Annotated in this window: 7 protein-coding genes and 3 rRNA genes; all 10 read right to left on the bottom strand. The window is 66.2% G+C overall.

Translation table 11 applies throughout. From position 1 onward, the window contains the following. Positions 1-25 precede the first annotated feature (25 nt). Positions 26-1,768, bottom strand: a complete 1,743-nt coding sequence (gene recN, locus I6G21_RS07590; protein WP_129358145.1) for a DNA repair protein RecN — start codon at positions 1,766-1,768, stop codon at positions 26-28. Then, complete coding sequence (locus tag I6G21_RS07585) at positions 1,765-2,709, bottom strand: NAD kinase (protein ID WP_129358146.1); 945 nt, start codon at positions 2,707-2,709, stop codon at positions 1,765-1,767. The genes recN and I6G21_RS07585 overlap by 4 nt, the downstream gene beginning before the upstream one ends. A 75-nt stretch (positions 2,710-2,784) precedes the next feature. Continuing rightward, positions 2,785-3,549: a TlyA family RNA methyltransferase gene (locus I6G21_RS07580; protein WP_129358147.1), complete on the bottom strand. Its 765-nt coding sequence runs from the start codon at positions 3,547-3,549 to the stop codon at positions 2,785-2,787. Continuing rightward, positions 3,546-3,812 carry a hypothetical protein gene (locus I6G21_RS07575; RefSeq protein ID WP_129358148.1) on the bottom strand — a complete coding sequence of 89 codons (267 nt, stop codon included), beginning with the start codon at positions 3,810-3,812 and terminating at the stop codon, positions 3,546-3,548. Before I6G21_RS07575 ends, I6G21_RS07580 begins: the two co-directional genes overlap by 4 nt. Then, positions 3,803-4,792 (bottom strand): HAD-IIA family hydrolase, encoded by a 990-nt coding sequence (locus I6G21_RS07570; RefSeq protein WP_055684705.1) that lies wholly within the window; start codon positions 4,790-4,792, stop codon positions 3,803-3,805. Before I6G21_RS07570 ends, I6G21_RS07575 begins: the two co-directional genes overlap by 10 nt. Continuing rightward, positions 4,789-5,922: a hypothetical protein gene (locus I6G21_RS07565; protein ID WP_129358149.1), complete on the bottom strand. Its 1,134-nt coding sequence runs from the start codon at positions 5,920-5,922 to the stop codon at positions 4,789-4,791. The genes I6G21_RS07570 and I6G21_RS07565 overlap by 4 nt, the downstream gene beginning before the upstream one ends. Before the next feature lie 819 nt (positions 5,923-6,741). Continuing rightward, positions 6,742-6,859, bottom strand: a 5S ribosomal RNA gene (gene rrf, locus I6G21_RS07560). 175 nt (positions 6,860-7,034) lie between these two features. Beyond that, positions 7,035-10,126: ribosomal RNA gene (locus tag I6G21_RS07555) — 23S ribosomal RNA — on the bottom strand. Between the two features lie 423 nt (positions 10,127-10,549). After that, positions 10,550-12,080, bottom strand: a 16S ribosomal RNA gene (locus I6G21_RS07550). Together the 16S, 23S and 5S rRNA genes form the textbook arrangement of a ribosomal RNA operon. A 448-nt stretch (positions 12,081-12,528) precedes the next feature. Next, positions 12,529-13,842, bottom strand: a complete 1,314-nt coding sequence (gene tyrS, locus I6G21_RS07540) for a tyrosine--tRNA ligase (protein WP_404434938.1) — start codon at positions 13,840-13,842, stop codon at positions 12,529-12,531. Between the last annotated feature and the right edge of the window lie 48 nt (positions 13,843-13,890).

Genomic DNA, 13,890 nt, shown 5'->3' with positions numbered 1-13,890 from the left:
GTCAGGGGCGAAGGTGGCGCAGATCTCATGCGCGGGGGTGCTCGGCGGCGGGCTGCGGGGCCGCCTGGCCGGCGTCGGCCAGCAGCTCCGCGGCGTGCTGGCGGGCGGCGGCGGAGTCCTCGTGCCCGGCCAGCATCCGCGCCAGCTCGACGACGCGCTCGCCCGGATCCAGCACCCGCACCTCCGAGACCGTGGCGTCCTCGGACTTCAGGACCAGCACGTGCCGGTCCGCGTGGGCGGCGACCTGCGGCAGGTGGGTGACCACCAGGACCTGCACGCGCCGGGCCAGCATCGCCAGGCGCCGGCCGATCTCCACGGCGGCCTTCCCGCCCACCCCGGCGTCGACCTCGTCGAAGATGAAGGTCGGCACCGGGTCCACCTCGGCCAGCACCACCTCCAGGGCGAGCATCACCCGGGACAGCTCGCCGCCGGAGGCGCCCTTGCCCAGCGGGCGCGGGACGGCGGCGCGGTGCGGGGCGAGCATGAGGCTCACCGCGTCCTTGCCCTCGGGCCCGAACTTCTCGGTCTCCTCCACCTGCACGACCAGACGGGCGTTGGGCATCGCCAGGGCGGAGAGCTCCTCGGAGACCGCGGCGCTGAGCCGACGGCCCGACTCCTCGCGCAGTGCCCGCAGCCGGTCCGCCTCCTCCTGCAGGCGACCGCGCAGACCGCGCAGCTGCTCCTCCAGGGCCTCCGCGCGCGAGGGGTCGTCCTCCAGGGCCTGCAGACGGTTGCGGCTGGCCGCGGCCCAGTCCAGTACCTCGGTGATGTCCGCGCCGTACTTGCGGGTCAGCTTCTTCAGGGCGGCCCGGCGGGATTCCACCTGCGCCAGGCGCCCGGGGCCCTCGGTCTCCAGATCGGAGAGGTAGCCGGAGAGCTCCTCCCCGATGTCCGCGGCCTGGATCATCAGCTCCCGGACCCGCCCGGCCAGCCCGGCCAGGGCCTCGTCCTCCTCGGCCTCCTGCAGCAGGGCGCGGTGGGCGTGATCCAGCAGGACCGAGACCGTGCTCGCCTCCAGGTCCGCACCACCGACCAGCGCGGACTGGGCCGTGCGCGCGGCGGTGCGCAGCTGCTCGACGTTGGTCAGCCGCGCGGATTCCGCGTCCAGGGACTCCTCCTCCCCCACCTGCGGGCGCACGTCGTCAATCTCCTTCAGCGCCGCGGCCAGGGACTGGGCCTCGAAGGCCCGGGCCCGGGAGTTCTCCCGGACCTCGCGCAGCTCCTGGGCGGCCTCCCGGTACTCGGCGTAGTGCGCGCGGTACCGGTCCAGCAGGTCCGCGAGCTCCTCCCCGGCGTAGGCGTCCACGGCCCGACGCTGGGCCGCGGCGGACTTCAGCCGCAGCTGATCGGTCTGCCCGTGCACGGCCACGAGGGTCTGCCCCAGGGCGGCCAGGGTCCCGATGGGCGCGGCCGCCCCGCCGACGGTGGCCCGGGAGCGCCCCGAGGCGCTGACCGTGCGGGAGAGGATCAGCTCCTGGGGCAGCTCGGTGCCGTCCTCGACCCGCACGGCCTCGCCGCCGGCCTCCTCGGCCATCTCCACGGCCGGGTGGCCCTCGGGCAGGCGCACCACGGCCTGGGCCAGGGCGGAGCGGGCCCCGGCGCGCACCGCGCCGGCATCGGAGCGGGCGCCGAGCAGCATGCCCAGGGCGGTGACGACCATGGTCTTGCCGGCTCCGGTCTCCCCGGTGAGCACGGTCAGCCCGGGGCCCAAGGGCAGGGTGGCCCCGGTGATGACCCCGAGGTCACGGATGTTGATCTCCTCGATCATGCGCTGCGGTTCTCCTTCCCAGGCTCGGGGGCGGGCTCGCCCTCCACGACGGGGCCGCGCCACCCGCGGGTGGGCAGCTGGAACTTCTTCACCAGCCGCTCCGAGAACGGGGCGGGGTGGATGCGGGCCAGGCGCACCGGCTTGCCGGAGCGGCGCACCTCGATGCGCGCGCCGGGCGGCAGGTCCGCGCTGCGGCGCCCGTCGCACCACAGCACGCCGTAGTGCCCGTTGGTCGGCAGCAGCTCCACGGCCATGGTCGAGGCGGGCGCGGCCACCAGGGGCCGGGAGAACAGGGCGTGGGCGCTCAACGGCACCAGCAGCATCGCCGCGACCTCGGGCCACACCACCGGCCCGCCCCCGGAGAAGGCGTAGGCCGTGGACCCGGTGGGGGTGGCCATCACGACGCCGTCGCAGCCGAAGCTGCTCAGCGGGCGCCCGTCCACCTCGATGACCACCTCGACCATCTTCTCCCGGTTGCCCTTCTCCACCGAGGCCTCGTTCAGGGCCCAGTCGTGGTGCAGCACCCGCCGTTCGCTCCACACCTGCACGTCGATGGCCATCCGCTCCTCGACCGTGTAGGTGCGGTTGACGATGTGGTCCACGGTCTCATCCAGGTCCGTGCGCTCGGATTCGGCCAGGAAGCCCACGTGGCCCAAGTTCACCCCGATCAGCGGGATGTCGGTGTGGCGCATCATCTCCGCCGCGCGCAGGATGGACCCGTCCCCGCCCAGCACCACCCCGAGCTCGACGTCGTTCAGGGCCACGGACTCGTGGATGACCTCGATCCCGGGGCAGTGCGGGGCGCCGAAGATCGTCTCGAGGTCCCCGCGACCCATGACGGGCGTCAGCCCGGCCGCCAGCAGCCGGTCGCAGGCTTGGGTCGCGGCCGCCGTGGCTTCGGGTCGCCCCGTGTGGGCGAACAGGAGGATCTTGCGGGTCATGGGGCCTTGCTCCTTCGGGGAGGATCGCGGGCGGCGTCGGGCGGGGTCGGGGTGCGCGGCGCACCGGATCCCAGCCTAGGCGAGGGGACTGACAGATCCGAGGTTTCCCGTCGGGCGGTGCAGGTGCAGGAAGTGCTCGCGGTTGCCGTCCTGGCCGGGCAGGGCGGAATCCGCCGCGGCCCGGATCTGCAGGCCGAGGTCGGCGGCGGCCTCGAGGACGGCGCGGATGCCGGCCTGCCGGGTCGCCTCGTCGCGGACCACGCCATGCTTGTCCAGCCCGGAGCGGCCGACCTCGAACTGCGGCTTGACCATGAGCACCAGCTCCCCGCCGGGGGCGGTCGCGGCGCGCAGCGCGGGCAGGACGAGGGTCAGGGAGATGAAGGAGAGATCCCCCACGGTCAGCTGCACGGGCCCGCCGATCGCCTCCGGGTCCAGGTGGCGCACGTTCAGCCCCTCGTGCACCTGCACCCGGGGATCGGCGCGCAGGCTGGGGTGCAGCTGGTCGTGGCCGACGTCGACCGCGACCACCCGGGCGGCCCCGCGGTGCAGCAGCACCTGGGTGAACCCGCCGGTGGAGGCCCCGGCGTCCAGGCAGCGCCGCCCGGCCACGACGACGTCGGGGAAGGCCCGCAGCGCGCCGTCGAGCTTGTGTCCGGCCCGCGAGACCCAGTCCGCCCCCGGGCCCGGCAGGATGCGCACGGGCACCTCCGCGGCGACGTCGAGGGCGGGTTTGGCGGCCGCCCGCCCGTGAACCAGAACCCGCCCCTCCCGGATCAGCCGGGCGGCCGCGGTGCGCGAGGGGGCCAGACCCGCGTGCACCAGATGTCGGTCCAGCCTCATCCGCGCGTCTCCGGGTCGGCGCGGGCCTCTCCCGGTGCCGCCGGCGCGGGGCTGGGCTCGGCGTCCAGGCGGGTCCGCAGGGCCCGATGCAGCTGGTCGTACAGGGCGACGTGCTCGGCCACCGGGACGGCGTCGAAGCGCTGCAGCAGGGCCTCCAGCTCCTCGGCGGAGCCGTGTTCGGCCAGCTGCCGCGCCGCCTCCTGCACCACCCGCGACGCCTCCACGGCCCGCGGGCCCCCCGTCGGCTCCGGACTCACCGCCATCGCAGCTCGGGCTCCGTCGGCTCCTCGGCCCGGGGATGCACGGCCCACCAGGCGGCGCAGGCGACCCGCCAGCGCAGGACCTCCGGGCCATCCCCGCGCACGGTGACGCCGGCGGCGTCGGCCTGGGCGGTGATCCCGTGCAGCTCGGCGCGGGCCTCACCGCCGTCCGCGTTCACCCGCGGGGCGGCGTAGTCCTCGAACAGCTCGCCCAGGTCGGCCAGCAGGTGGTCCGGTCGCTGGTCCGCCGGGGCGCGCAGCACGTCCTCCCAGGTCTGCACCCCGGTCATGACGGCGGCGCTGGGCAGGTCCGCCCGGTGCGCCCCGAGGATGTCCGTGTCCAGTCGGTCCCCGACCACCAGCGGCCGACGCACGTCCAGCCGCTCGACGATGGTGTGGAAGATCGCCGCGCCGGGTTTGCCCGCCACGAGGGGCTCCCGCCGGGTGGCGGTGGCCACGGCCCGCACGAGGGTGCCGTTGCCGGGGGCGATGCCCCGCTCCTTGGGGATGGTCAGATCCGTGTTGGAGGCGATCCACAGCACCTGCTCGTCGGCCAGGGTGTAGGCGGCCTCGGCCAGGTCCTGCCAGCGCAGCGTCGGCTCGAAGCCCTGCAGCACGGCACGGGGCTCCTCCCCCGGCGCGACGACGCGCAGTCCGGCGTCCCGGGCGCAGTCGGCCAGAGCCTCGGCCCCGCAGATCTGCACGGGCGCGCCCGCGCCGAGCCGGTCGGCCGCCAGCCGGGCGGCGGCCTGCGCGGAGCTGACCACGTGCTCGGCGTCGGTGTGCAGACCCAGGACGTTCAGGTGCTCGGCCACGGTGCCCACGGAGCGCGAGGCGTTGTTGGTCACGTACGCCACCGCGACACCTTCCCGCTGGGCGCGGTTCAGCGCGGGCACGGCCCCCGGGATGGGATCGGGGCCTGCGTAGACCACCCCGTCCAGGTCGGAGAGGATCGCGTCGAAGGATGCGAGCAGGTGGCTCATGCGCGCCCGGCGTCCCCCGCGTTGTCCCGGGCGATGTCCTCCTCGACCTCCCGCAGCTCCGGCGGCATCCCGCCGGTCGTGGCGGCGTCGTCATCGGCGACGTCCTCGGTGACCACGTCGCCTTCGATCTCGGTCTCGTCGGTGGCCTCGGGGTCCCCGGGATCCTCATCCTCCAGGTCGGTCTTCTCCACGACGTCGCCCAGCTCGGTGCGCAGCTCCTCCTCGCCGGTGCGCTCCACGTCCGGTTCGACGTCCTCGAGCGCGCCGCCGAAGCCGGTGCGGTCCTCGGCGACGGCCGCGAGGCGCTCGTCATCGCCGGTCTCGGCCTCGGCGCGGCGGCGCTGGGCGGCGGCCTCCTCCATCTCCTCGGGGGTGGGCTCCTGTTCGGCCATCTCGATTCCCTCCTCGTCCTCGGGCTGCTCATCCGGCAGCACGTCGATGTCGTAGATCTCCGGTTCCGCGAACTGTCCCTGCCCCAGGGCGGCTTCGGCGACGGCGGCCAGCCGGGACCACCGGGCGGCCTCCGCCTCCCGGCCCAGCGCCTCGAGCACGTCCGCGTAGGCGGAGTACAGGCGCGGGCTGTAGGAGAAGGCGCGGCGGGGGTTCAGCTCGGGGATCTCCAGGGCGCGCCGGGCGGCCTCGAGGTCTCCCGCGTCCTGGTGGATCCCGGAGACCACCATGGCCAGCTCGGCCTTCTGCTCGGCGCTCAGACCCTCCAGGGCCTCCTCGTCCCGGGCCTCCTCCAGGGCCTTCGCGGTGCGGCCCAGGGCCCGCTGCGCGTCGACGATCAGCGGCAGGTGCTCGTGGGATCCGGTCATGCGCCGGTGGGTACGCAGCTCGCGCAGGGCGGTCTCCCAGTCCTCCGCGGCGTAGGCGGCGACGCCGGCGGCCTCGCGCACCGCGGCAACCCGTCCGGCCCGGGCGACGGCGGCCTGGGCGTGCTCGAGGGCGAAGTCCGGGTCCACGTCCAGGTACAGGCTGGTCATCACCAGGTGCCGGGAGACCACCTCCGCGTTGTCCGGCTCGAGCACCCGCAGCTCCCGCTGCACGGACTTGTCCAGCTCCTTGCCTGTGACCTCCTCGTCGATCTCCGGGGCGGGTCCGCGCGAGGGCCGGTAGCCGCTGCGCACATCCTCCCGACGCTGCTCCCGACGCCGGTCGAACTGGCCCCGCGGGTTGCGCTCGGCGTCCTCGCCCCGCCGGTCCTGCCAGGACTGCGGGCGGGATCCCCCGCGGAACTCGCCGCCGAGCCGGGACGCAGGCCCGCGGCGATCCCGGTCCTGACGGGGACGGTCCTGACGATCGCGATCCTGACGCGGACCGTCATCGCGACGACGGTCCTGGCCGAAGCGCTCATCCCGGCGATCCTGCCGGGGGCGATCCCCCCGGTCCTCGAACCGACCGGACCCGCGACGACGATCAAAGGAGCCACGGCCTGCACCGGCGGAGCCGCGACGACCGTCGGAGCGGCTCTCGTCGCGGCCCCAGCGCGGGGAACCGGAGCGGCCCCGCCCTCGATCGGAGGCACCGCTGGGGCGATCGCGCCTCCGGTCCCCCGACCGATGCCCTTCGTGCGGACGGTCTTCAGCCACGCTGTGCTCCTTCTGCTCACGTTCTCTCGACGCGGTCCGGCCACCGGGACCACGGGGGATCCCACGGCTCAGGCCGACCGCGTCGCTGCTCGCCACCAGTCTACGGAACCGGACACCGGTGCATCGCCACCGGTGTGCGGGAACCTGACGGCCGAGTGCGGGCACGGAGCAGCACGGGCCTGTGGGTGCGCCGCCCCGGAGGGTCGGGAAGGGTCCCGGGCACGAAAAAAAGGGGGCCCCACACCGGGACCCCCACCACCCACAACCACGGACCCCGCCAAGCCCCGCACATCCCACGGGCACAAAAAAAGGGTGGGGGTCCCCGACCGGGGACCCCCACCACCATCAAAAAATGAATCTCGGCGGCGACCTACTCTCCCACACACCTACCGGGTGCAGTACCATCAGCGCTAAGAGCCTTAACTACCGGGTTCGGAAAGGGACCGGGTGTACCCCTCTTGCCATAACCACCGAGAAAAACACGGGCCAACCACCATCCAGGCACCCACCACCAACCCCACCCACCAGGGAAACACCCCCAAGGGTCACGGGTTCATGGTCAGCACCCCACACGGGTTGCTATCCCAAAACCATACAGTGAACACGAACACCAACACACGACCATCAAACAACCATGATCACCATGATGTGTAGATAAGTCTTCGGCCTATTAGTACCAGTCAACTCCACCAGTCTTCAGTCCCGGCTTCCATACCTGGCCTATCAACCCCGTCATCTACAGGGAGCCTCACACCCAACAAAAGGGCAAGGAGAACTCATCTCGAAGCAAGCTTCCCGCTTAGATGCTTTCAGCGGTTATCTCTCCCGAACGTAGCCAATCAGCCATGCACCTGGCGGTACAACTGACATACCAGAGGTTCGTCCGTCCCGGTCCTCTCGTACTAAGGACAGGCCTCCACAATTCTCCAACGCACGCAGCGGATAGGGACCGAACTGTCTCACGACGTTCTGAACCCAGCTCGCGTACCGCTTTAATGGGCGAACAGCCCAACCCTTGGGACCAACTCCAGCCCCAGGATGCGACGAGCCGACATCGAGGTGCCAAACCATGCCGTCGATATGGACTCTTGGGCAAGATCAGCCTGTTATCCCCGAGGTACCTTTTATCCGTTGAGCGACGGCCATTCCACAATGAACCGCCGGATCACTAGTCCCGACTTTCGTCCCTGCTCGACCTGCCAGTCTCACAGTCAAGCTCCCTTGTGCACTTACACTCAACACCTGATTGCCAACCAGGCTGAGGGAACCTTTGGGCGCCTCCGTTACTCTTTAGGAGGCAACCGCCCCAGTTAAACTACCCATCAGGCACTGTCCCTGACCCAGATCATGGGCCGAAGTTAGACATCCAATATGACCAGAGTGGTATTTCAACAACGACTCCACCACCACTAGCGTGATGACTTCACAGTCTCCCACCTATCCTACACAAGCCACACCGAACACCAATACCAAACTATAGTAAAGGTCACGGGGTCTTTCCGTCCTGCTGCGCGAAACGAGCATCTTTACTCGTACTGCAATTTCGCCGAGTTCATGGTTGAGACAGTAGGGAAGTCGTTACTCCATTCGTGCAGGTCGGAACTTACCCGACAAGGAATTTCGCTACCTTAGGATGGTTATAGTTACCACCGCCGTTTACTGGGGCTTAAATTCTCCGCTTCGACCCCGAAGGGCCTAACGAGTCCTCTTAACCTTCCAGCACCGGGCAGGAGTCAGTCCGTATACATCGTCTTGCGACTTCGCACGGACCTGTGTTTTTGATAAACAGTCGCTTCCCCCTGGTCTCTGCGACCCATACACGCTCCCCGGAGCAAGCCCGGTTCACGCTCAAGGTCCCCTTCTCCCGAAGTTACGGGGGCATTTTGCCGAGTTCCTTAACCATGATTCTCTCGAACGCCTTAGTATTCTCTACCTGATCACCTGTGTCGGTTTAGGGTACGGGCAACTAGAACCTCACGCCGATGCTTTTCTCGACAGCATAGGATCACCGAATCCCCCCACCAAAGGGGGTCCCATCACATCTCAGGCACACGGGGCGCGCATTTAACAACACCCCACCCTACATGCTTAGACCACGACAACCACCGCGTGGCCCGGCTACCTTCCTGCGTCACACCTGTTAACACGCTTACCTCCCTGGCTCAGGCCCCACGCTCCCCACCAGAAGCCACACAAAATGCGGCCACAGCGGTTCGGGTGGTTAGTATCACCAGCTCAGTATGGACGGTCCTTCGTCGGTACGGGAATATCAACCCGTTATCCATCGACTACGCCTGACGGCCTCGCCTTAGGCCCCGACTAACCCAGGGAAGATTAGCTTGACCCTGGAACCCTTGATCATCCGGCGGATACGTTTCTCACGCATCATTCGCTACTCATGCCTGCATTCTCACTCGCATAGCCTCCACCACTCGTTCACACGGCAGCTTCACCGGCCACACGACGCTCCCCTACCCAACAACAAAACGCTGTTGCCACAACTTCGGCGGTGTACTTGAGCCCCGCTACATTGTCGGCGCAGAATCACTTGACCAGTGAGCTATTACGCACTCTTTCAAGGATGGCTGCTTCTAAGCCAACCTCCTGGTTGTCTCAGCAACTCCACATCCTTTCCCACTTAGCACACGCTTAGGGGCCTTAGTTGATGGTCTGGGCTGTTTCCCTCTCGACAATGAAGCTTATCCCCCACTGTCTCACTGCCACGCTAAAACTTACCGGCATTCGGAGTTTGGCAGACGTCAGTAACCCGATAAGGCCCATCAGCCAACCAGTAGCTCTACCTCCAGCAAGCAACACGCAACGCTGCACCTAAATGCATTTCGGGGAGAACCAGCTATCACAGAGTTTGATTGGCCTTTCACCCCTACCCACAGCTCATCCCCTCCATTTTCAACTGAAGTGGGTTCGGTCCTCCACGCGCTCTTACACGCGCTTCAACCTGGCCATGGGTAGATCACTCCGCTTCGGGTCTAGATCCTGCCACTCACACGCCCTCTTCAGACTCGCTTTCGCTACGACTACCCCACACGGGTTAACCTCGCGACAGAACACTAACTCGCAGGCTCATTCTTCAAAAGGCACGCCATCACCCCAAAAGGCTCTGACGGCTTGTAGGCACACGGTTTCAGGTACTATTTCACTCCCCTCCCGGGGTACTTTTCACCATTCCCTCACGGTACTGATCCACTATCGGTCACAAGAAAGTATTTAGACTTACCAGGTGGTCCTGGCAGATTCACACGAGATTTCACGGGCCCGTGCTACTCGGGAAACAACACCATGCAGCAGCCACGGTTTCAGCTACAGGACTCTCACCCTCTACGGCACGCCATCCCAGGCGCTTCGCCTACCGCAACACACCACACCACCAGCCGGTAAGAACTGGCACGCATCACTCCCACAACCCCCATGATGCAACCCCTCACCGGTATCACACACCACAGGTTTAGTCTCATCCGCTTTCGCTCGCCACTACTCACAGAATCATTAGTTATTTTCTCTTCCTGAGGGTACTGAGATGTTTCACTTCCCCTCGTTCCCTCCACACACCCTATACATTCAGGTGCAGGTCACCACCCTTGACAAGTGGCGGGGTTCCCCCATTCGGAAATCCTCGAATCAACGTCCTGTTATCGACTCCCCGAGGCTTATCGCAGATTCACACGTCCTTCATCGGCTTCTTGTGCCAAGGCATCCACCGTGCGCCCTAAACAACTTAGCCACACACAGATAATCACAGATAGACTCAACAATCGCAGATACACCACACCCAGCAACCACCAGAAACCCAGCAGTCACCAGACACGGCATACCAGAATAAAATTGATGCTCGCGTCCACTATATAGTTCTCAAACAACAACCCACACCACCACCAACACCACACACAACGCATAGCACCAGCAGCAGCCAGGCAAACCCAAGACAACCACCCCAACCCACACCAGCAACAGGAAACCCATCACCAGCACGGGTCAGAAGCTCATTGCCTCAAAACCCAACAGCATGCTCCATCCACTCCACTCACCACACCACCAGCCACACAAGCCGGCAGCATGACAAGAACAGGCGCACATTCCACCCATGAGCAAACCCCACGCACCACACTCGGGCACGAACAGGGCCAACCAAAGTTGAGCTCCTTAGAAAGGAGGTGATCCAGCCGCACCTTCCGGTACGGCTACCTTGTTACGACTTAGTCCCAATCGCCAGTCCCACCTTCGACGACTCCCTCCACAAGGGTTAGGCCATCGGCTTCGGGTGTTACCAACTTTCGTGACTTGACGGGCGGTGTGTACAAGGCCCGGGAACGTATTCACCGCAGCGTTGCTGATCTGCGATTACTAGCGACTCCGACTTCATGGGGTCGAGTTGCAGACCCCAATCCGAACTGAGACCGGCTTTTTGGGATTAGCTCCACCTCACAGTATCGCAACCCATTGTACCGGCCATTGTAGCATGCGTGAAGCCCAAGACATAAGGGGCATGATGATTTGACGTCATCCCCACCTTCCTCCGAGTTGACCCCGGCAGTCTCCTATGAGTCCCCACCATCACGTGCTGGCAACATAGAACGAGGGTTGCGCTCGTTGCGGGACTTAACCCAACATCTCACGACACGAGCTGACGACAACCATGCACCACCTGTACACCAGCCCAAAAGGGAAGAACCATCTCTGGAACGATCCGGTGTATGTCAAGCCTTGGTAAGGTTCTTCGCGTTGCATCGAATTAATCCGCATGCTCCGCCGCTTGTGCGGGCCCCCGTCAATTCCTTTGAGTTTTAGCCTTGCGGCCGTACTCCCCAGGCGGGGCACTTAATGCGTTAGCTACGGCGCGGAAAACGTGGAATGTCCCCCACACCTAGTGCCCAACGTTTACGGCATGGACTACCAGGGTATCTAATCCTGTTCGCTCCCCATGCTTTCGCTCCTCAGCGTCAGTAACAGCCCAGTAACCTGCCTTCGCCATCGGTGTTCCTCCTGATATCTGCGCATTTCACCGCTACACCAGGAATTCCAGTTACCCCTACTGCACTCTAGCCTGCCCGTACCCACTGCACACCCGGAGTTAAGCCCCGGGCTTTCACAGCAGACGCGACAAGCCGCCTACGAGCTCTTTACGCCCAATAATTCCGGACAACGCTTGCGCCCTACGTATTACCGCGGCTGCTGGCACGTAGTTAGCCGGCGCTTCTTCTGCAGGTACCGTCACTTCCGCTTCTTCCCTGCTGAAAGAGGTTTACAACCCGAAGGCCGTCATCCCTCACGCGGCGTCGCTGCATCAGGCTTGCGCCCATTGTGCAATATTCCCCACTGCTGCCTCCCGTAGGAGTCTGGGCCGTGTCTCAGTCCCAGTGTGGCCGGTCACCCTCTCAGGCCGGCTACCCGTCGTCGCCTTGGTAGGCCATTACCCCACCAACCAGCTGATAGGCCGTGAGCCCATCTAAGACCAGTACATAACCCTTTCCACCACCAGCCCATGCGGGCAGTAGTCGCATCCGGTATTAGACCCAGTTTCCCAGGCTTATCCCAGAGTCAAAGGCAGGTCACTCACGTATTACTCACCCGTTCGCCACTCATCCACCCGGTGCAAGCACCAGGCTTCAGCGTTCGACTTGCATGTGTTAAGCACGCCGCCAGCGTTCGTCCTGAGCCAGGATCAAACTCTCCGTTGAAAAACAAAAAGCATGAACACTGGACTCATCAAAATAAATGAACAGCACAGCGCATCACCAGCCACGGGGTGGCCTCCACGCTGCACCAACACTCTGCATGATGACCACAGTCATTCACAAAAAATACTTGGTATGCACCATCAGAGTGAACAAAGCACACTATTGAGTTCTCAAACAACGAACCACACAGCCACCACCAGCCCCGAACACTCGGAACCAGAGACGACCATCGGTCTCTCGAAAAAACGTCACCGTCTCGATCGGCGGCAACCTGTCCACCGTACCAGACCCTCACACCATCCCGCAAACCTGCGGATCCTCGGTGATGATCCGGCCGGTCAGGACCGGCCCGCCTCGCGGCGACCTGTAAGACTTTACAGACCTCTACCAGGGCACGCAAGCCGGAATGAGATGTCCTCGGTCACAGCCTGCGGCCCCAGGCGTCGGGCTAGTCCTGCACGGTCACCAGGGCCATGTTCTTCTTGCCCCGGCGCAGCACCAGGTAGCGCCCGTGCAGCAGGTCCTCGTCGGCCACGACGGCGTCCTCCCCCGCGGCCTTGGCCCCGTTCACCGACACCGCGCCCTCGCGCAGGAACCGGCGGGCCTCGGACTTGGAGGAGGCCAGCTGCGTGGCCAGCAGCAGGTCCGCCACCTGCGGGAGCCGCCCCGCCGGCACCTGTGCGTGGGGCAGCTCGGCGGTGGCCGCCACCAGCGTCGGCTCGTCCAGCGCCGCGATGTCGCCGCGGCCGAACAGGGCCTCCGACGCCGCGATGACCTTGTCCGTGGCCTCGGATCCGTGCACCAGGGAGCACACGTCATAGGCCAGCGTCTTCTGAGCCTGCCGGCGGAAGGGCTCCTCCTCCGTCAGCCGCGCCAGCTCCTCGATCTCGGCGCGGGTGCGGAAGGTGAAGACCTTGAGCCGGTCCACGACGTCGGCGTCGGCGGTGTTCAGCCAGAACTGGTAGAAGGCGTACGGCGTGGTCAGCTCGGGATCCAGCCAGATGGCGTTGCCCTCGGACTTGCCGAACTTGGTGCCGTCCGAGTTGGTGATCAGCGGGCTGCCCATCGCGTGGACGTGCTCGCCCTCCACCTTGCGGATCAGCTCGGTGCCGGAGGTGAGGTTGCCCCACTGGTCGGAGCCGCCCAGCTGCAGGGTGCACCCGTACTGCCGGTACAGCTCCAGGAAGTCCATGCCCTGCAGGATCTGGTAGCTGAACTCGGTGTAGGAGATGCCCTCCTCGGAGTTCAGCCGCTTGGCGACGATCTCCTTCTTGATCATGGTGCCCACGCGGAAGCTCTTGCCGATGTCGCGCAGGAAGTCCAGGGCGGACAGCCCCGCCGTCCAGTCCAGGTTGTTGACCATCCGCGCGGCGTTGTCCCCCTCGAAGGACAGGAAGCGCTGGATCTGCCCGCGCAGGGACTCCACCCACTGGGCCACGACCTCCCGGGAGTTCAGCACCCGCTCGGAGGTCTGCCTCGGGTCCCCGATCAGCCCCGTCGAGCCGCCGACCAGCCCCAGGGGCCGGTGCCCGGCCAGCTGCAGCCGGCGCATGTTCAGCAGCTGCACGAGATGCCCCAGGTGCAGGGAGGCCGCGGTCGGATCGAAGCCGATGTAGTACGTGAGGGTGTCCTCCGTCAGGGCCTTCTCCAGGGCCTGGGGGTCCGTGCTCACGTGCACGAGCCCCCGCCACTGGAATTCCTGCCAGATGTTCTGGAAGGTGGGGTCGTTGGCCTGCTCGTCCAGACCCTGCACGGCGTCGATGTTCGCGTTAGTCGTCACGGCACACACGGTACCATCGGGCCCGCGCGC

It is taken from the genome of Rothia kristinae (assembly GCF_016028855.1).
Lineage (GTDB): Bacteria > Actinomycetota > Actinomycetes > Actinomycetales > Micrococcaceae > Rothia > Rothia kristinae.
Note: the sequence above shows the minus strand (reverse complement) of the source record. Positions and strands in the feature narration are given on the sequence as shown.